We start from the raw sequence: 18,850 nt of genomic DNA on the forward strand, positions 1-18,850 counted from the left end.
GTTCCGAGTTATTGTGTTGTTGGTGACGCAGATTGGTGGATTTGCCACCACGGACGGTGTTCTCTTTTATGTTGTTTAGCGATGTAGAGGGCCTCATCGGCATGCGAAATGAGCCGATTGACATCGGGGTGGCCAGCGTCTAATGGATAAAGTGTTATGCCAAGACTTCCTTCGAGGAGAAAAGGAGACGGGAGTGGCGGGACTTGAACCGCGGAAAGAACGGTCGATTTGAAACGATTGAGACGCTGATGGAGTTCCGTATAGGAATGAATATCGGTCAACACCATTAAAAACTCATCGCCACCCCAGCGCGCCACGAGATCGGTGGAACGAAGGCTCTTTTGTAGGCGTTGTCCCACGACCTGCAATACCGCATCGCCTGCCGCATGTCCCCAGGTATCGTTAATAGTTTTAAAATTATCGAGATCGAGTAGAGCAATCCCGACCCAGTTGGAGTCCGAAGCCCGTGCTAATAATGTTGGCAACTGGTCATAGACAGCCGAACGGTTGAATAACTGGGTTAACGTGTCATGCTGCGCTAACCATTGATGATGTTGTTTTTCTTGTTGGATTTTACGAGTGTTATCCCAAGCATCCAAACTCAGGGTAATCAGGCGGCCAATTTGTACAATAAGCTCTACCACGGTTTCATTAAACACATGCGGCTTCGATGTGGTTAAGGACAATACCGCATACCGCTCTTTGCCTCGGTCAATAGGGACGGCAGCTCCTGCTGCCCAGCCTTGGGTCTGCAAAAAAGCGTGCCATTCATTATTGCCGGGCAATTGATGATGGTGTTGATGGAGTTGGATGCTGCCGTGCTTCCACACCTTAGCAATTAACGGTTCTTCATCGTCAACACGGACGGGATAATGAGGCAATTGTTCAGTTCCCCAGCCTGCGGCGGCCACTAGTTGAAAGGTTCCTGCGGCGTCGGGACGGGCAATCCACGCCGCAAGAAAAAGGCCACTGGCAATGAGGTGATCACAGACGGCTTGCAATAAGGCCAAGTCACTGCGGGGACGAAATAAGGCTTGCACCGCATTGAGTAACGCGTGATAAAGGCGTTCGGCGGGTAATGTGGGTTCGCCCGGGACGGGCGTATGACGAGTAGAGGTCATCACTAAGTGGATTTTATGGGCAAGTTGTTGCCAGGTCTCTTTTTGAGGCTGCTGGATAAAATAGCGCGGAATCGGGCTAAAAAAGATGCAAATCGTATAGGTATCGAGTGAATCTGTATGTAATGGCAGAACAAAAGCCGATTGCCACCAGCGTGGAGAAAGCGGAATATTGCGGGTATGACAAGCCCGGGTTTCTTTGTCACAGGCAATACCCCGGCCAATGGTCCATTGGCCTTGGTTACGCAAATCGGTTAACCATTTTCGCAACTCATCGAGCGATAGGTCTTTGATTCCCATAAGATGTTGGGTAGACAGACGGTTTTCAGTTTCAGACCATGATCCCAGCCAGATTCCCCTGATGGTTTGGGATTGGGTAAACAACGTCAGGACCTCAGGTAGTCCAATGGAGGCCTCATGCCGCTCCAGTAATGTGGTAACGTCCATAAGAATTTTCCATTCCTGATCTTGCCATTGCGACAGTACGGCATATTGACGCGACAAATCATCCATGAGCGAGGGCAGTATTTCCAGTACGCTCTGCATGGTGCTTGGTTGTTTGCTGAGCCACTGGGTTAACCGGGCAGCAGCTTGCGACAGACACCACCGGGGAAATCCCAGACGTTCATAAGACAAGGCGAGTTGCCTGGCTCGCATTATTCGGGATTTCCCAGCAGAACCCTGGATCACGGCTCTCACATAATGCATGTGAACTTGCAGAAGATCTGTCTTTTGAGCCTCACTGGCCCGGTTCCATAAATTTCGGACCTCACGATGTTCTTGCAAATGGCTATAAAGGTCCAAAACAAATTGCCGAATCGGGTCATCCCCGGATCCAGTAGACGTTCGAGACTTTCGAGTTGCGATAGGTGTTTTGGTTGATAGCGCACGATTAGTTTTCATAGCGCTTATTATACTGTTTGTCCGCTGATTCCTCATATGGGATATGTGGGTTTTGTGATGGAGTTTATCGGCAATTTTGAGTCCGGTGACGAAAGTCACAACAAGTGATGACCTTCGGTTCTCGTGCTGGTTCCGCCCTTCCGTCATGATTGCATTAAACAATCCGTTAGCGTTGACGATAAGGAGGCTTAGCACACTCATGAACATTATTGAAGTCACCGGTGTGGTCAAACAATATGAATCTGTCACCGCTTTAAATCATGTTTCCCTATCCATTCCCCCAGGCCAAATCGTGGCCATTTTAGGACCCAATGGCGCAGGCAAAACCACTCTGCTAGAAATTTTAGAGGGGTTAATCCCAGCGGATGCTGGCGAGATTTACGTATTAGGTGAAGACGTGCGGAAAAATGCTCGCCAGGTTAAAAACCGCATTGGAATCAGTTTACAAAATACATCATTTTTTGATCGCCTGTCTGTCGAGGAAACGCTGCGCTTGTTTGGGGCATTTTTTTCTTATCACCGGCCTGTGGATGCTTTGTTGAAATATGTGGGGTTGTTTGAAAAACGTCATCAACGGGTTTCCCAACTATCCGGTAGGCAAAAGCAGCGTGTGGCCTTGGCGTTAGCATTGATTAATAATCCCGAACTGGTCTTTTTAGATGAACCGACGACAGGACTGGATCCGGCTGCGCGCCGCGATATTTGGGCTCTTATAGAGTCTATGCAGCAAGAAGGACGGACGGTGCTATTAACCACGCATTATATGGAGGAAGCGTCCTATTTAGCCGATACTGTGGTGATTATGGACCATGGCCAGATTTTGGTGCAAGGAACCGTTGAGCAATTGCTCCGGGATTATTCCCCGGAACAAACCGTGATCTTGGAAGGGGAAGATCTCGATTTTTTATTACAAGCTCCCTGGAACTTTCACCACGATCATAATCAATTTGTAGCGCATGTCGTTAACGCTGCGGATCAGTTAGGGACTTTACTCGAGGCGATTCGGCAGCATGGTGGCACCATTCACCGGCTCAGTATTCATGAAGCAACCCTAGAGGATGTATTCTTGCGGTTGACAGGAAGGAGACTTGCGGTATGAAAGCCTACGGGGCATTAGTCCGGGCTAATATGCTTATGTTATTAAGAGCGCGGGATGCGCTATTTTGGACGTTTGCATTTCCCATCGTGTTTATGATTTTACTGGGCACGGCCTTCGGGCAAAGTCCCGCCTTTTCCGCACATGTTGGTGTGACAGGACACGGAATAGCCCAGCAAGCTTTGATTCAGGCTTTACATCATGTGCCGGGCATGAAGGTCAGTATCATGTCTCAGACAAGCGGCTTAACGGCATTGAAATCTGGGAAAATTGCCCTCTTCGTAGAGATTTCCGGTCGTCATCTTACATTAGTCAGGACTAATGCACCGACATCCGAGACGGCTTTATCCATTTTACAAGGGGTTATTACCCGTATGAATCTCGAGGCTTTACACGCGCCTTTAATATTTCAGGCAACAGTTCATCACATCTATGTTCAGGGCACATCGTACATCGACTTTTTAGCACCGGGGATTTTAGGTATGACCTTAATGAATACGGGCTTGTTTGCGGGTACTTCTCTCATTACCTACCGCAGTCAAGGAATATTGCGGCGTATCCGCGGCACGCCTTTATCCACATCGATCTTTATTGCCGCCCGAATGACAACGCAATTGATTATAGCGATGGCACAAGCGTTTTTAATCCTGGGTGTGGCCGAGTTATTGTATCAATTTAAGCCCGTCGGCAATCTTTGGGCGATGATTCCCTTTTTGATTTTGGGCGAATTGGCGTTTATGAGTGTGGGTTTCTTTATTGCGGGCATTGCCAGTACCATGGAACTGGCTTCGGCATTGACGAATATCGTCAGCTTGCCGATGATGTTCTTAGCGGGTGTCTTTTATCCCGTAAGCCAGCTGCCCTCCTTTGTCAGGCCATTGGCCAATATCTTGCCGCTGCGATTTCTGACACATGCTTTACGTGGGGTGGTGCTTTATGGGACGCCTTTGAGCCACTTAGGAAGTGATCTGATGGCACTTGCATTAACGGGATTCATAGGAGGGGCCTTGGCTGTGAAGTTTTTCCGGTGGGAAACGCCCCATGTTTAGGATGATGGTGAAAGACAATTTGACCTTCTGGCGGGTTATGCGTTTTGCCGTTGTGTTACTCCCGCTGTCTGCCGCGCTGATTACGGGTCCTGTGCATTTTTGGCCGGTGGGGGTCGTGACCTTGCTACTCAGTATGGCGATAGCCATCGCGCCTTTTTTAGAAGTGTGGGACCATGAGCCGCTGACAAGCTGGTGGTTATTGGCGGAAGTGATTATGGCCTCTTTTGTAGCCTATAAGATATCAGGCGCGGGCGTATTTGCTCCCTTTGTGATAGCCACTGACTTGGGTTTTAGTGTCTGGTCCAATAAGGTACTGGCTATTGTTGATGGGTATTTGGGAATTGTCGCGACATATTGCGCCGTAGGCTATCCCACGCGCAATGCTGTCATGTTCGATGTGGTCTTCGGCCTGGTGTTTATTTTCGCGATGTGGGCCAATAGCCAAAGTACACGCCAAACACGCGCATTACAAAAGGCGTACCAAGCCCTTCAACATGCCCAGGAGCAAGAAAAAGAGCTCATTAAATTACAAGAGCGGGAACGGATTGCGCAAAACTTGCATGATATCTTAGGGCATTCTCTCACTCTGATTGTGCTTAAGGCCGAGCTAATCCGGGAACATTTGAAACGCGCCCAATGGACAGCGAGCCGGGAAGAAACAGATTCATTATTAGGGATCGCTCGCCGATCTCTTGATGAAGTGCGGCAGGTCGTCGAGACGTTGCCAAGCTATACGCCGGTTTTCGACATGGTCAACGAACTAAAGCGGGCGCAGATTCAGACCACACTCGATTGGAATCCACCGGTGACAGCGAGTCCCGGGCTGTTGACGGACTGGGATATGATTTTACGGGAAGGGATTACGAATATTTTGCGCCATGCCCACGCCAGCACAGTTCGAATCCAATTAAAGGGCGATAACAACGGATGGACTTTGGTTATTGAGGATAATGGGACAGGGTTTATTCAAGCTGAAGGGCACGGACTCCAAGGGATAAAAAATCGGGCAGCGAAATGGAATGGTACAGTCGAAATTCAGAGCCGTCCCGGACAGGGCACATCATTGGTGGTCACCGGGCAACTTGTGGAGGTCTCAAACGATGTGTGCAAACAAATCTGTGATGCGGATTATGATTATCGAAGACCAATCTCTGGTGCGTGAAGCTCTCGTGGCTTTACTGTCCATGCAGCCAGCTATTGAGGTCCTTGGCTATGCAGCATCCGGACAAGAAGGGGTGGAACTGGCCCGAACCATGGGACCAGATGTGGTCCTCTTAGATATTCAAATGCCTCATGGAGACGGAATTTGGGCGACCCGCGAAATCCGCCGTACCTGTCCGGGCGTGCGCTGTTTATTACTGACGACCTTTGCCAAAGACGAGTATTTACGCCAGGGACTGGCGGCCGGCGCTTCCGGTTACGTATTAAAGGATACACCAACCGATGAAGTGGTCCGGGCCATTGAAGCCGTTTTGCAAGGAAAGACGTGGATTACGCCCAGTATGCAAGCACGCCTGGCGGACTTATTTCAGGAAGAGACCTTGACCGAAAGGGAGCGAAAGGTATTGCAACTTGCACAAAATGGGGCGACAAATCGGCAAATTGCTGCCGCTTTATTTTTAGCCGAAGGCTCGGTGAAGAATCTTTGGACCGAAATCTTCAGTAAGCTGTCGGCTAAAAATCGCGTCGAGGCGATTGCCATTGCCCGGGAAAAAGGCATCATTTAACCGAAATACTTCTTCGATGTACAAAACTTAATTCCGAAAGCTTGTCGGCACTCCCCGGCAGGTAATGAGGCACGCGTAACATCCGCAGTAGACTCTCACAGACGGATGCGTTTTCGAATGGGTGCAAAGGACCTCAAAAGACATAATGACTCAGGATCAGACTTAACATGTGCCAAAACTTCTGTGTCTTTTCGTTGATAAAATACCCTGGCCAGAGACTATAGACGAGAAGGGCGGGGGACCCCAAAGCTCCATGGGAAGGTAGTGTCCATATGCCTAAAGAACGCACGGCGCGAGATGGGAATGCGGAAGAAGTGTCTTGATAAGGCAATAAACCATTAAGGATAAGGGGCTGTCCTTGGTTGCGTATGCGGTGAATGAGGGCAGTGATGTCCACAATCTCCGAAGGAACCTGAGGAAAGTCACCGGCAAGGACTTGCCCTTTGGGATCGTTGTTTCGATAATCCATGAGAACAATACCGAGGAGTTGTTCCTTCTGACAGAGATGGCCAAGCCTTTCTCGAATCATTGTAGGGACGTGCAGCGGTTTAAAAGATGGATGAGATATTGCGAGGGCATTTTCGACCAGGGTCCAACGAAATGATTCCATTTCCTGATAGGCTTGCCACTGAAGATGTAAACCTTTGATTAACCGGTCCGTAATCAAGGTCCGGAGCCCTTGATGTTCCCATGACGTATTGGGCAATACGCGCTGCAATGTCTGCCATTCGAACTGAAAGTATTTTAGCATGAGATTCACCGGCCATCCTTCGAGAAAAAGCCTTTTGCCTCGCTGAAAGCCTACAGCCTGTTCTGGTGACGAGGGAAAGGGGGACGATAGCAGGTGGCGCAAATAATCCCGGTGATGGTTTTTTTGTTGTTGGAGATCTTCGGGCGTTAAAGAATGTCGCAGAGTGTCGGTTTCCTTATCGGTGTTCATATAGGCATCACATGTTTCGGCCGCCTCTTCACAATAGCGTTCTAAAAGATGATGACACCAGATATCCCATAAATTCAAAGCAGTGGGATTGTCGTGGATGTATGCGTTGAGGTCAAACGCCTCGTCACTTTTCTTGGTCACTTTGGTGAGTTCGGCTTTCATCCGGTCTAACGCTTCTTCCGCCCGTTCAATTGATTCGAGCAGCAAGGTCTGCAAATCTTGAGGATATGTGGTCATGAGACATCCCTATCGTGTGTGACATTGACTAGACAAATCCTTGGAATCATGAGGTTTTTCGCTTTATCCGTGAGTTGTGATGCTATCAACAACTTTCTCTCCATAATTTTTGCTTGCAACTTAATCTTCAGGATCATCATCAACATAATCGGGTCGTGTGTCAGGAATATTACACCGTTATGACAACGCTTCACGGCATGTTACAACACAGCGCCGCTCTTAAAGAACACAGAAAACCTATGGGCTAAGCCATGAGTGTTGCGATCTTTTGGCCAATACCCTTTTCCCGAACTTTCTATGAGAATACATACGGTAGACAGCTATGACTTGACTGCAACCACGCTGTGATCCGCGGGAGCTCCCGGCTCCTTATTGCCCGTGTCCTAAGATATTCCTATTCTTCACGCGATGCCTGTACTCAGCCATGGGTCAAAAGTCATGTGATTTGTGTCGGCGATGGACGATGACACCGCCCTATCGTATACCCTATAGGTGACAGGATTCGACGATTTCATGAATGGTTAATGCATTTATGAGTCTTATCCTTTTATTAGCGAGTTAGAGTTGTCAAATGCGTGTAATTCCCCAGTAGTAAGCAGGAAATCATTCCCTGTTATTTTGATGGAGCAAGAATGTTAGGAGAATGTTGACATGGCGGGACAACAAAGTATCAACATTTTGGTTGTGGCCGAAGCCGAACGGGACCGGCTGACGTGGTCTGCCGCATTGGAGCATTTTGGACTGACCGTCATTAATGTCGCGACAGGACATGACGGTATTCGCGAACTGCGCCAAGGCGGGATTGATGTCGTCATCTTAGAACGCCGCGTTTCTGATTCCCATGGATTAGTGGTATGCCAGGAAATGCGACGACATTCTGCCACGCCGATTGTCATGATTGCCGATATGTTTGACGAATGGGATGAAGTGGCCGCTTTTAGAATGGGTGCGAGTGATTATCTGACCAAACCCGTGGCTATTGGTCGCTTGCTTTCACGGATTTACCGGCTAGCCCGAGAACGCCCTCATACAATCGACCCGGTAGGCGACGCCGAGGAGTTCGTGATTTATCTTGACCAACAAATTGTTTCATTTAAAGGACATGAATTGACCCTTTCAGCGCGGGAAACCAAGTTATTGGAAGTGCTATTTAAGGCCCCCAAGATTATTTTGACGCGAGAAAGCCTCTTAGATCAGGTCTGGGGCTTGGAATCATTAGATTTGGAAGTGCGCACGGTTGACGTGGCGATTGCCCGTTTGCGAAAAAAGCTTCAAGATCATTTTTCTATCAACCCAATCGAAACAGTCATCGGTACAGGATATCGGTACCGCTCCGACGTCTTACGGGTACGTTTTGTGACATCCCAGGAGGTGATCTCATCATGAATGACAAATTATGGGACTCGAATCGCTTTCATGCGCGTGCGCGCATATTGCTCCAGCACTTAACTCGACTAAAAAATCTTTGGACATTGGGCCCCATGACGGAACGCGAAGTCCGGACGTTGTGGTTTTATTTATTTCAGTTGGCGGGAACGGGCGTTGCTCTCGATTATTCCGAGATCGTTCCGGCAGCCCGCGGATTTTTTGAATGGGTTGAAGAGACAGTCCGGCAAGGATCCATGGGAGGAGAGGAATTTCAACAACGTCTCGATTATGTTCTTGAGGCAACAACCCGTCAAATGGCAGGAGAAACCCCGAGCGCTTTGGAATCTCCCGGAGATATGGCTTGGGGAGATCGTGTCGTCATTGTCGACAATAAGCCGGCACCTAAGTGGGAAAAGGCCTTGCGCCAGCACGCCATTTCGGTATTTACGATGCCTTTTTCGCCGACGCAGGTGCTGCGTACAGCACGCATCATCCGCCCTCATATGATTCTTTTGCAGGTACATGCGGGAAGCCCTCTTCGCGAGCTGGAGTCATTATGTGCCGTTTTGCGTGATGACCGCCGATTAGACGGTATCGCATTATATCTCTATTTTCGTTCAGAGATGAGTGAACTGCCCATAAATTTGTTGCGGCATGTTGATGGACTCATCACCGCGTTTGAACGCCCCGACTTCGTGACGGCTCAGATTCTTGGAATATTGGCGCGGGTGAATCAACGACGAGAATCAAGTATTTGGGATCCCTACACGGATCTCTATTCGTTGGCCTACTTGCGAGAACGGTTGGAAGAAGAAATTATGCGGAACCAACGTCAACAAACCCGGCTAGGGATCATTGCCCTGACGGAGGATCCCCGAAGTGTTAGTGTCATGGATGCGGAACCAGGCCGAACCTATTTGAGTATCCGGCGTCTCGCAGAGTATTTGCAGTCTCGGATTCGGCGTTCAGATATTGTGGCGTACGACGGAATGGGCCGATTTTATTTAGTGCTGTTTGAGGCAAATCGCCGAGTAATATCGGAACGGATTAAGATGATGCAACAACAAATTCGGAACGATGCCGATATGGGTTTCGGATCATTGCTTGCTGGAATGGCTATGGCACCGGATCACGGGAATGTTCCCGAGGATTTGTTTATGCATGCCGATCGTACTTTGTGGGATGCCTTAGAGCATGTTCCCCTTTCTTCTTCGTTATCGACGCTGTCTCCCTAAAGTCTTTCCGTCTTTCTCTTTAGTTGATCCGCCAGATCGTTCGGCTATACAGTTTCCTGCAGGCAATGCCGATGAACCACTTAACGCATGAGGAAGGTCACAAGGTCAGATTATCGGCTATGGATTGATGCGCACGATGACGATGGAAACTTGAAGAGGTCTTGAAATAACACTCCCCAGAGCAACAGGATAAGGAGTTCGACAATGATGGAAGATTTTATAATGACGATACTCATGAACATGACCGATGGGGTCTCTTTAGTGGATCTGCAGTCAAAGCGTCTAATCTTTACTAATCCTGCCCTCTTGATGATGTTAGGTTATCGCTGGGACGAACTGAAGGAATTCACCATCTACGACCTTGTTGTCAGTGACAAAAACCAAATTGATGCGCATATACAACGTGTCTTGGAGGAACGTCGCCTGGATATTTCTGAGGGAGTGTTCCGCCACAAAATCGGAACGTTCAAGAGGTTGGAAGTCCATGCCACACCATTTTGGGGAATTGATGCGTTGTTGCTGCTTGTTTTGGTCAGAGAACGGAAGGACCTCTCGGAGCCTCGTCAGCTAGGTCTGCAACAACCGGACGAGGACGAGGATAAGCGAGATGCCTTGACAGGGTTTATGACTCGCCATGCCTTCCAACAAAAAATTCAAGACGGATTATCTGCTACCGTCCAGGGGACTTTATTATGGTTGGATATTACCCATTTTATGGATATTAACAAGGACCGCGGCTTTTCGGTAGGTGACATCATCTTGAAAATGTTTGCGGAACGGCTTCGACAGAGTGTCCCCGGGGACATCCTTATAGCCCGAATAGCGGACGATGAATTTGCCCTCTGGTCTCCTTATGACCGTGACGCATTAAGTGTCGCTCACGCGGTCCTCAACGCCGTGACTCGTCCTTATTTCGTTGACAACGATGTCCTGACGTTAACGGTTTCCATGGGCGTTGTCCGTTATCCTGAAGATGGCGTCAATATCGAGGCCCTATTCCGTCATGCGGTAGCGGCCTTGTGCCAGGCTAAAGAGGTTGTGGGAAGCACGATTTGCTCGTTTGACGCACAATATCATGCGGGTCATATGCTCCGGTTGACCTTGCGCAATCAGATACCCAAGGCTTTAGAAAACCACGAATTTCGCCTGTTTTACCAACCCCAAATTGACATTCAGACGAAAACACTGGTAGGGATGGAAGCGCTAGCCCGCTGGGACAAGCCCGGCTGGGGAATAATTCCTCCTGGTCAATTCATTCCGGTTATGGAACAAAGTGGATTGATAAGCGCTTTTGGTACCTGGGTAATGAAAACTGCCTGTGTTCAAAACAAAATGTGGCAAGATGCGGGATTAAATCCGGTAAAAATCGCTGTGAACGTGTCTGCCCAACAGTTTTCAGACAATACATTGATGGCCGCTGTTGAAGAAGCCTTAGCCATCAGTGGATTAAATCCGCAATGGATTGAGCTCGAAATTACCGAAGGAACGGCCATGCAAGATATTGACCATACCCGCTCCTTATTGCGAGAACTGAAAAATGTGGGGATCAATGTGGTCTTGGACGATTTCGGGACGGGATTTTCTTCGTTGGCTTACCTTAAAAATCTTCCCCTGGATGGCTTAAAAATCGATCTCAGCTTTATTCAACAGCTTCCTGATAGTGCAACGGATGCCGCGATTGTGATTGCTATCCTCAAAATGGCCAAGGTTCTTAACTTGTATGTAATTGCCGAAGGAGTAGAGACCGCCGAACAACTCGACTTCTTACGGAATGAAGGATGTGATGTGGCTCAAGGGTATTTCGTTAGTCCCCCGAAACCTGCTCAGGACTTAGAACCGTTGTGGGAAAATGCCGCGCGGCGAACACAAGTGCAATGAGAGATGACCAACCAAGAAGACTGAATACATAAATTGGAAAGGAGCGCTGAAAATCGATCCGGTGAAGGCTAACACATGTTCAGCGTATGCACCGGAAAAATGACCAGAGCGAGAAAAAATTGGAAAAGCGGATACGGCTTTGCTTTCTCATGGGGATCATAGTCACAATGGACAAAAGGCGATTGATGGTTAGAAGGAAATTAAAGCAGCACGGATCAATAATGAGGTGGATGATGTGGCAACATGGATTGAGCGCATTCGGGACACGGTGAAAAATCTGTTCCGCGGGGTTCAGACATCATTGCATCAAGTAGGTCATCTTGCCGCATTGTTGCCAGGGCGTCATGAAGCATCGGGACGCATTTGGATTGATTCAGGTGGTCAAGTTCATGTGCAAAATCCTCATGCTCTCCATGGACTCTATCCCATCATCATTGTTCCCCCCGCCGACAGTGGGATTACGGTTGAAATAAACGGCAATTTGGCTGAAGAGAATGAAGTTGTGGTGGAAGCGTCTGATCACATTGTGATTGCCACGATTCCAGAGCCGCCTCTTTCCCGTTTCGACATCCATATTGATGACGAGGGCATGATCGCTGTGTTGACGGTCGAATATCGTATGGGGAAAACCCGCACTATTGAATCCACGGAACCTGCCACCCGCTTGGTGATTCCGGTGAAAACTGAATGGGAGGCGCCTGATCCTATTACGGTGGAAGAAGTGCTTGAGAAGTTACACCGTTTAGGTGTTCATCCAGACCGGGTGGATCACGAAACTCTCGTAGATTTCGTCACTCGCCAGGAGTCGGGATCGGTGAGGGTGGCCCATGGGATCCCACCTGTTTCTGGAACCAGTGAATCCTATCAACCCCTTCCCGTGGAAACCAAGATTCGGTATTACCAGGGCATTGCGGTAGACCGCCCAGGGTTTGTAGAAATCGGCGAGATAATCGGAATTTTAGTGCCGGGTGAAGCCTCTCATCCCGGAATCACGGTGTGGGGCACACCGATTCTTCCCACTGCTCCCCCTCCCAATGTCTTTAAGCTTGGGGACGGCGTTGAAATGATGGAACGGGGCATGCATCTGGTGGCGACGCGTAGTGGGCGGGTTCGGTGGGAACCCGGCCATGTGCAAGTCATCCCGGAAAAAATTTTTACAGGACCTGTGCGAACGACCCTGGCTTACGATGGAGATTTGGTCATTGAAGGGGACGTTCAAGGAAAAGTAACCGCAGTCGCGTCTGGTCATATCATTATCACGGGATCGGTCATGGACGCGGAAATTGTGGCTAAAGAACAGATTTGGATTTTTGGAGAAACGCAAGGGGCTGTGATTTATTCCGGGTATCAAGACGTTTCTTATCCCGAAGTCCTTGAGCAGTTGCGGCGATTGAATGAAGTGCTTTGGATATTGGAACATGGTTATCACCAAGTGTGTGAACGGATGCCAGATAGCCACGTCGTACCAGGCAAAATTTTTGCCTGGCTGGTTCAAACCAAATTTCCGGAATGGCGTTCATTAGTTCAGTGGTTAGAAAAAATGAAGACACGTTCTCCTTACCGGAAAAATCCCGATCTTCGCCTGTTGGTGGAAGATATTTTGCCAGTAATCGGACGAGAGCAACTATTTCACATCGAAGACGTAACTTTGCTCGAGCGCATTCATCAAGGCATTGAGCACTTTATTGATACAGTCAAGCATGGAGAGCAAGGAAACTTCTTATCTGGAGTGTTTTTGAAAGTTGCCATTCACACCATGATTCGCAGTGCCGGTTCTGTTACCCTGCAAGAGGCCCGGTTATGCGATATTGAATCGGGCGATTTGGTGGATATCACTGGCCAAATGATTGGAGGGAATGTGACGGCCCAAGAGAGCGTAACGGCACGCACTTTGGGCTCAGAAGAAAGCATTGACACCTTCGTTTCCGTTATCAATCCCCGTGGTTTTGTGCGCAGTCACCTGATACATCCTCAAACTGTGGTGCAAATTGGAACGTATACGGAAGACTTTACGACTGCGATGACTGATGTTGTGATCGATCAAGGCTAATGCAGGCTAATGTAGGCTAATGTAGTGGTTTGATTCTTTAGGGGATCCGAATCGTTGATCGGTCCCTAGCTTATCCTTTGCCTGCATTGGGACTACGTGGACAGATATGCCGTTGATAAACCGGCCTATATTTGGGACTGTCTCTTTGTTATCTTTCGTGGTGTTAAACACTTTCCCGAACGAGGAAGTGAATATTTTCCGCTTCCGAACGCTGAACCATATTAAGCCATTCCCGCAAGGCGGATGCAGAGGACCCTGAGGCTTAATCGGCACGATAATCGCCACGCGTCATATGCCTGGATTTGTCACGTTAGTGGAGATGGAATTTGGCTACTGTCTGTGGTGTGAGAAGAGGAAGATGTTCATGAAAATCTTACAATTGAAAGCAAAATCGTTATTAAAAAGCAACGCTACCGTAAATGTTTCAAATGACAATCATGACAAAAACGCCGTATCTGTTGATGATAGGCGTTTTCACAGAGACCCTAAAGTTTTGCAATCAAGATGAGGGCTTTTGCTTTATAAACCCGAGCATAGCGTTGTCAGGCGAGGAATTTAGCCTGTCCGGCGATTTTGTGACCACGAATAGCGGTGGTTATCGAACATGCCAGGACTCATGAATCGGAATGCCCGCTTGCTCGATAAGGCGGTGAACGGGGCAGCGTCTACCGACTTCCCTGCGAACAAAATCCAATTCGGCTTCGGGAATTCCTGTGATGGCGATATCTAGTGTCACCGTGTGAAAGTATGGCGGCACAGGTGCATCCCCGCGTAATCCACGAGGATCAAGTTCGCCGCGCGCATGAAATTCTGAATTCACATCCGTCCATCCCTTTTCGTGCGCAACCATTTGGAGAACAACATTCATGCACCCGGTAAGGGAACCTAATAGCAATTCCAGGGGATTCGGTTTTTCGGCTTCGCCGCCCATGCGTTGTTCAACAGACCAAAATTCTGCGGTATTAGTACGGTGAAAGCCGGTTGCACCCTTTCCATGGGTCTGGATTTCAAATGTCATCGTGGCCAAAGCATTCAACTCCTATAATTCATATCAACCTAATAGGAATCATTGATTTTTTAACCAGTGATGTCAATATATTTTTTAGAAATGAACGATGACGTCATAAAGTTGTGGAATTAATGGTGCAATGGGAGAAAAATATTTTAACTAACACATAGTGTGGTTAAAAGGGAAGAGTTTTATCGTATTAACGAGACGTGAAATTGCCATGGTGCGCATGGCTTATCCTGAAACTCATATAACCAATCATGAGAATCGTTAAATTAATCCAATATCTTTCTCATTGAAAACAATTTCACTGGTCGCATAAGGAGGATTATGATACGGCCGTTACGCGGAGAACATCATAGGTAACTCCGTCGATCTGCGATCGAATTGTCACAAAATTTATTGCTATAGGGTATTTTAATTGCGAAACTTCTCGTACGATTGATCATGGAACAGGATGGATAAGCGAATGTCTATCGATTGGCATAAAATTGAGCCCACATTTCTGATATTGTAGCTAATGGAGGCAGGCTGATAGAAGCGCCTTTTTGGCTTGCTGCTAAAGCTCCTGCACAACAGCCGACTTCGCAAGCCTTGTCCCATGATAGTCCGTGTCTAATGCTGTGTGCTAGGGCACCATTGAATGCATCTCCGGCAGCTGTCGGATCGAGAGCAGTAATTGTGGGCGCAGGGATTTTTTGGCCAGGAATGTCATGAGTTTGAATAAATACTCCCTCATCACCCAGTGTGACAATGAGAGCACGAAAATGGGAATGGTTAACCCAAACTTGCTCGGCCTGTTCTTCGATTGTTGCGCCATCAAGGTGAGATAATACTGCAAGTTCTTGCACATTGGGCGTCAGGACATCAACCCATTTTAACAACTCATCGGTGATGGCTGTTGCGGGAGCCGGATCGCAAATGACTAACATATGTCGGTTTTTAGCTATTTGCGCAGCGGTTAAAGATGCCTCGATGGGGATTTCTCCTTGAAGCAGTAAGATCTCAGCGTTTTCCCATAAGTCTTGAGTCAGAAGAATATCTTCAGGTGTCACGAACCTATTAGCGCCGGGAACTTGTAAAATATACTGAGCATTTGGCAAAATCACTGGAACGGCGCATGATGTGATTCCGCTATGCAATATCCCTTGGGTGTCTAATCCTTTTTGGATCATTTGGTCAATAACCCAATGCCCTAAAATATCTTCACCAACTTTGCCGATAATGATGACGGGCTCGTCGCATAAAGCCGCTTGGAGTCCTTGGTTAATGGCTTTTCCGCCGAGAGTTAATCCGATAGAATCGACCAATAATGTTTCGCCCAAAACAGGATCTCGAGGCAGGCTTAAGGGCAAATCTACCACAATACTGCCTATAACAACAATTTTAGGTGTCGACATGCATACTCCCCACATTTCTTTAGAATTTTCTTGTATCTACTAGCTTCGAGCTGGTAGTCGCGATATGATTAAAACACCTTTGGCAAAAAAGGAATGAATGTCATGTTGTTTGATCCTCACCATCGAATTTGGGATTTTTGGGCGGTGCACGACAAGCACCAGTACCACCTTTATTTTTTACAAGCACCTCGAGCTGGACACGCATATATCCGTCATGATTTGGCTAGTATTGGCCATGCGGTTTCTTCGGATCTAATTCATTGGCAACGGCGTCAAGATGCGTTACACAAAGGGCGAGCGGGACAATGGGACGATCTGTCGTTGTGGACAGGGAGCGTGATGGGATATCAAGATAAATGGTTTATGTTTTATACGGGACGAGATGCGCGAACCAGAACGCAGAATATTGGGCTAGCCGTTTCCGATAATCTGGATATTTGGACTCGATTTGGTCAATCGCCCATTCTTTATCCGCATTCTAAGTGGTATATGACTGGCTCTGAAGAGACACCCGAATCTTTTACATGGCGGGATCCTTTTGTTGTATATGACCCACATTCCCAGCTGTTCTATCTCTTAATTGCGTGTCATGATCGTTCACGTCCTTTAGGCTATCAAGGTGCTATTGGCTACGCTGTGTCTGAGGATTTATATCACTGGACATTAATGCCGCCTCTGTTAAGCCCAGGTTGGTTTCAGCACTTAGAAGTTCCGACAATTATTTGGTGGGAGGATGCCTGGTATCTGTTTGTGTCCGTCAAAGCTGAATGGTTCCATCCGTCCAGTCCCTTTGGCCGACCTATTACCGGCACTTTATGTTTTCGTAGCCAAAACATTACTGGCCCTTTCGTCGTTGTCAAACCACCTATCGTTGTCGAAAAGTGGTATGCATTACGCCCGGTTAACTTGGGAACCCAGTGGGGTTTGTTGGGATGGCGCATGGGTGAGGAAGAAGGATATCCCCAACATCCTTTTCCGTATGGTGTAGATAATCCCAAAGGTTTGATTCAGACTGCAAACCATACCTTGCAAATAATTAACCTTTAGTGCCGGTTGTTGCGATCCCTTCCACAATCGCCCGCTGTCCCAAAATATAGAGGATGAAAACAGGAATACTGATAAACACTGTAGCGGCCATTAACAAATTGTAAATAGTGGAAAATTCTCCTTGAAAGGCTACTAATCCCAGTTGCACCGTATACATGGACTTCGTTTCTGTAAACAAGAAAGGTAAATAAAAGGAATTCCATTCAGCAATAAATGTTAGTAGTGACAGAGTTACAGTAGCAGGCTTCGCAAGCGGCAAATAAACATGCCACAATACTTGCCACGGGGTAGCTCCATCAAGCATTGCGGCCTCTTGAAAGGATTCTGGGATGGTTAAGAAAAACTGACGATAGAGAAAGATCCCAAAAGCATTGACTGCCGTAGGCACAATCAAAGCACCGAAGGTATTAATCCAATGAAGATCGGCCATGAGAACAAAAATGGGAAGGGCTATGACTTGAAAAGGCACAATAAGAGTGGCAATAAAGCCAATAAAAATGGTTTGCCGCCCGGGAAATTTCATGTGGGCTAAAGCGAATCCAGCCATCGATGAAGTTAGAACTTGCGCAATGGTTACGCTCAAAGCCATTATTAAGGTGTTGAGGAATTGACGGCCGAAATTTGTGTATTTCCATGCATGCAAATAATTCATCCAGTCAGGATGCAATGGGAACAATGGAATCGAACCCGTGCTTATGGCGGTGTTAGAACTGAGCGATCCAACAATAATCCAATAGAAAGGGAAACCGAAAACAACTGCTGCGGCGATCATCCACGGAAGATACCGCCATAATGCTTGTTTATGGATTTGGGTGTTCTGATGAGGAGCCGTGGAAATTGGATGTAAGCGCATCATGTGCCAAAAACCTCCTAGCGATCACGCAAATTCAGTGTGGGGTCGCGTCTGTGGTGAAGTAGCGGACCATACCAACCGTTAACAACAACACAATAACTAGCAATAATGTGGACGCGGCAGCGGCTTGTCCCCATGAATTGTGGACAAAAGCCAGTCGCCAGATGTAATAAACTAACGTTGTGGTAGCGTGGATGGGACCGCCGCCGGTCATGACATAAATGGCGGAAAAAGCCCGGAAACTGAATATCAAATTGATTATGATGACGAAAAATGTCGTTTCTCGAAGAAGAGGCCAGGTAATCATACGAAATTGTGTCCAACCATCCTTTAATCCATCTATTGCACCCGCTTCATAAATTTCTCGCGGAATGGTTTGAAGGCCGGCCAAGTACAAAACCATGTTATATCCTGCCATTTTCCACGTGTACATAGCAATAACATAAGGCATAGCATAGGTTGGATTGCTCACTAGGTTACCCGGATGCAGTCCGAGGAAGCCCAACAAGTGATTAAATAAGCCATTAGAACTACCCATCCATACCCATGCCAGACCTGCTGAAACGAAAGACACTAGATATGGTGCAAAACTTATGCCCCGTAGCAGTGAACGAAATGGTAGAGGGCGATTAACCAATAAAGCCAGGCCAAGACCGATGACGATACTGGGAATGACTGTACCAACGACAAAAATCACGGTGTTGCGAATGACTTGTCCAAAAATCGATTCTTGAAAAAGATGTGTATATTCGCTAAATCCCGAGAAAGGTTTGATTGTTGATAGTCCATTCCAGTGATGTGTGCTAAGCCAGACAATATAGCCCATCGGGTAATAGAAAAAGACCAGAGTTAAGATGACAGCAGGCAATAGGAATAACATGGCCCACCACCACAAATGCCGCTGACCAACCATGAACGTATCCCCCTACCAAATCGTATC

General features: G+C 47.7%; 15 protein-coding genes. 9 read left to right on the forward strand and 6 right to left on the reverse strand.

Annotated elements, in window-relative coordinates; genetic code table 11:
• Positions 1-8: 8 nt before the first annotated feature.
• The gene (locus AOA63_RS11485) at positions 9-2,021 is read right to left on the reverse strand and encodes a GGDEF domain-containing protein (protein ID WP_053959823.1); all 2,013 of its coding nucleotides are present in this window, start codon (positions 2,019-2,021) and stop codon (positions 9-11) included.
• A 199-nt stretch (positions 2,022-2,220) separates the two neighbouring features.
• Here AOA63_RS11485 and AOA63_RS11490 point away from each other — a divergent pair, with 199 nt between their 5' ends.
• From AOA63_RS11490 to AOA63_RS19355, 4 genes are read left to right on the forward strand one after another with little or no spacing between them, the layout of a single operon-like run.
• Positions 2,221-3,120: an ABC transporter ATP-binding protein gene (locus AOA63_RS11490; RefSeq protein ID WP_053959824.1), complete on the forward strand. Its 900-nt coding sequence runs from the start codon at positions 2,221-2,223 to the stop codon at positions 3,118-3,120.
• Entirely contained in the window at positions 3,117-4,166 is a 1,050-nt protein-coding gene (locus AOA63_RS11495) for an ABC transporter permease (RefSeq protein ID WP_053959825.1), read from the forward strand. The genes AOA63_RS11490 and AOA63_RS11495 overlap by 4 nt, the downstream gene beginning before the upstream one ends.
• 1 nt (position 4,167) lies before the next feature.
• A complete protein-coding gene (locus AOA63_RS19000) occupies positions 4,168-5,328 on the forward strand; it encodes a sensor histidine kinase (protein WP_206742826.1) in 1,161 nt (386 codons plus the stop codon).
• Positions 5,267-5,893: a response regulator transcription factor gene (locus AOA63_RS19355; RefSeq protein WP_053959826.1), complete on the forward strand. Its 627-nt coding sequence runs from the start codon at positions 5,267-5,269 to the stop codon at positions 5,891-5,893. The genes AOA63_RS19000 and AOA63_RS19355 overlap by 62 nt, the downstream gene beginning before the upstream one ends.
• A gap of 133 nt (positions 5,894-6,026) precedes the next feature.
• Here the strand turns inward: AOA63_RS19355 and AOA63_RS11505 are convergent, their stop codons facing one another.
• Positions 6,027-7,070, reverse strand: coding sequence for a hypothetical protein (locus AOA63_RS11505; RefSeq protein WP_053959827.1), 1,044 nt, complete (start codon positions 7,068-7,070; stop codon positions 6,027-6,029).
• Positions 7,071-7,721: 651 nt separating this feature from the next.
• Between AOA63_RS11505 and AOA63_RS11515 the strand changes: the two genes are divergently transcribed.
• The 4 genes from AOA63_RS11515 (at position 7,722) to AOA63_RS11530 (ending at position 13,601) form a co-directional block, all read left to right on the forward strand.
• Complete coding sequence (locus tag AOA63_RS11515; RefSeq protein ID WP_053959829.1) at positions 7,722-8,456, forward strand: response regulator transcription factor; 735 nt, start codon at positions 7,722-7,724, stop codon at positions 8,454-8,456.
• Positions 8,453-9,673, forward strand: a complete 1,221-nt coding sequence (locus AOA63_RS11520) for a diguanylate cyclase domain-containing protein (protein ID WP_053959830.1) — start codon at positions 8,453-8,455, stop codon at positions 9,671-9,673. Before AOA63_RS11515 ends, AOA63_RS11520 begins: the two co-directional genes overlap by 4 nt.
• Before the next feature lie 204 nt (positions 9,674-9,877).
• Positions 9,878-11,551: a sensor domain-containing protein gene (locus AOA63_RS11525; protein ID WP_053959831.1), complete on the forward strand. Its 1,674-nt coding sequence runs from the start codon at positions 9,878-9,880 to the stop codon at positions 11,549-11,551.
• Between the two features lie 235 nt (positions 11,552-11,786).
• A complete protein-coding gene (locus tag AOA63_RS11530) occupies positions 11,787-13,601 on the forward strand; it encodes a flagellar assembly protein A (RefSeq protein ID WP_053959832.1) in 1,815 nt (604 codons plus the stop codon).
• Positions 13,602-14,196: 595 nt separating this feature from the next.
• Here AOA63_RS11530 and AOA63_RS11535 read toward each other — a convergent pair.
• Both AOA63_RS11535 and AOA63_RS11540 read right to left on the reverse strand, forming a co-directional pair.
• Positions 14,197-14,619: an OsmC family protein gene (locus AOA63_RS11535; protein ID WP_242848383.1), complete on the reverse strand. Its 423-nt coding sequence runs from the start codon at positions 14,617-14,619 to the stop codon at positions 14,197-14,199.
• A 464-nt stretch (positions 14,620-15,083) separates the two neighbouring features.
• The gene (locus AOA63_RS11540) at positions 15,084-16,010 is read right to left on the reverse strand and encodes a ribokinase (RefSeq protein ID WP_053959834.1); all 927 of its coding nucleotides are present in this window, start codon (positions 16,008-16,010) and stop codon (positions 15,084-15,086) included.
• 93 nt (positions 16,011-16,103) lie between these two features.
• Between AOA63_RS11540 and AOA63_RS11545 the strand changes: the two genes are divergently transcribed.
• Entirely contained in the window at positions 16,104-17,057 is a 954-nt protein-coding gene (locus tag AOA63_RS11545; RefSeq protein WP_082343922.1) for a family 43 glycosylhydrolase, read from the forward strand.
• On the opposite strand, the gene AOA63_RS11550 is transcribed toward AOA63_RS11545, so the two are convergent.
• Together AOA63_RS11550 and AOA63_RS11555 are read right to left on the reverse strand one after the other, a co-directional pair.
• Positions 17,047-17,913, reverse strand: a complete 867-nt coding sequence (locus AOA63_RS11550) for a carbohydrate ABC transporter permease (protein ID WP_053959836.1) — start codon at positions 17,911-17,913, stop codon at positions 17,047-17,049. The two genes, AOA63_RS11545 and AOA63_RS11550, sit on opposite strands and share 11 nt — an antisense overlap.
• A gap of 31 nt (positions 17,914-17,944) precedes the next feature.
• Positions 17,945-18,823 carry a carbohydrate ABC transporter permease gene (locus tag AOA63_RS11555; RefSeq protein ID WP_053959837.1) on the reverse strand — a complete coding sequence of 293 codons (879 nt, stop codon included), beginning with the start codon at positions 18,821-18,823 and terminating at the stop codon, positions 17,945-17,947.
• Positions 18,824-18,850: the final 27 nt, after the last annotated feature.

It is taken from the genome of Sulfobacillus thermosulfidooxidans, assembly GCF_001280565.1.
GTDB lineage: Bacteria > Bacillota > Sulfobacillia > Sulfobacillales > Sulfobacillaceae > Sulfobacillus > Sulfobacillus thermosulfidooxidans_A.

Bases quoted from the DNA above. Each gene is read 5' to 3' on its own strand.
- AOA63_RS11520 (WP_053959830.1), top strand. From the start codon at position 8,453: ATGAATGACAAATTATGGGACTCGAATCGCTTTCATGCGCGTGCGCGC.
- AOA63_RS19000 (WP_206742826.1), top strand. From the start codon at position 4,168: ATGATGGTGAAAGACAATTTGACCTTCTGGCGGGTTATGCGTTTTGCC.
- AOA63_RS11505 (WP_053959827.1), bottom strand. From the start codon at position 7,070: ATGACCACATATCCTCAAGATTTGCAGACCTTGCTGCTCGAATCAATT.
- AOA63_RS11485 (WP_053959823.1), bottom strand. From the start codon at position 2,021: ATGAAAACTAATCGTGCGCTATCAACCAAAACACCTATCGCAACTCGA.
- AOA63_RS11555 (WP_053959837.1), bottom strand. From the start codon at position 18,823: ATGGTTGGTCAGCGGCATTTGTGGTGGTGGGCCATGTTATTCCTATTG.
- AOA63_RS11515 (WP_053959829.1), top strand. From the start codon at position 7,722: ATGGCGGGACAACAAAGTATCAACATTTTGGTTGTGGCCGAAGCCGAA.
- AOA63_RS11495 (WP_053959825.1), top strand. From the start codon at position 3,117: ATGAAAGCCTACGGGGCATTAGTCCGGGCTAATATGCTTATGTTATTA.
- AOA63_RS11540 (WP_053959834.1), bottom strand. From the start codon at position 16,010: ATGTCGACACCTAAAATTGTTGTTATAGGCAGTATTGTGGTAGATTTG.
- AOA63_RS11550 (WP_053959836.1), bottom strand. From the start codon at position 17,913: ATGATGCGCTTACATCCAATTTCCACGGCTCCTCATCAGAACACCCAA.
- AOA63_RS11525 (WP_053959831.1), top strand. From the start codon at position 9,878: ATGATGGAAGATTTTATAATGACGATACTCATGAACATGACCGATGGG.
- AOA63_RS11490 (WP_053959824.1), top strand. From the start codon at position 2,221: ATGAACATTATTGAAGTCACCGGTGTGGTCAAACAATATGAATCTGTC.
- AOA63_RS19355 (WP_053959826.1), top strand. From the start codon at position 5,267: ATGTGTGCAAACAAATCTGTGATGCGGATTATGATTATCGAAGACCAA.
- AOA63_RS11545 (WP_082343922.1), top strand. From the start codon at position 16,104: ATGAATGTCATGTTGTTTGATCCTCACCATCGAATTTGGGATTTTTGG.
- AOA63_RS11535 (WP_242848383.1), bottom strand. From the start codon at position 14,619: ATGACATTTGAAATCCAGACCCATGGAAAGGGTGCAACCGGCTTTCAC.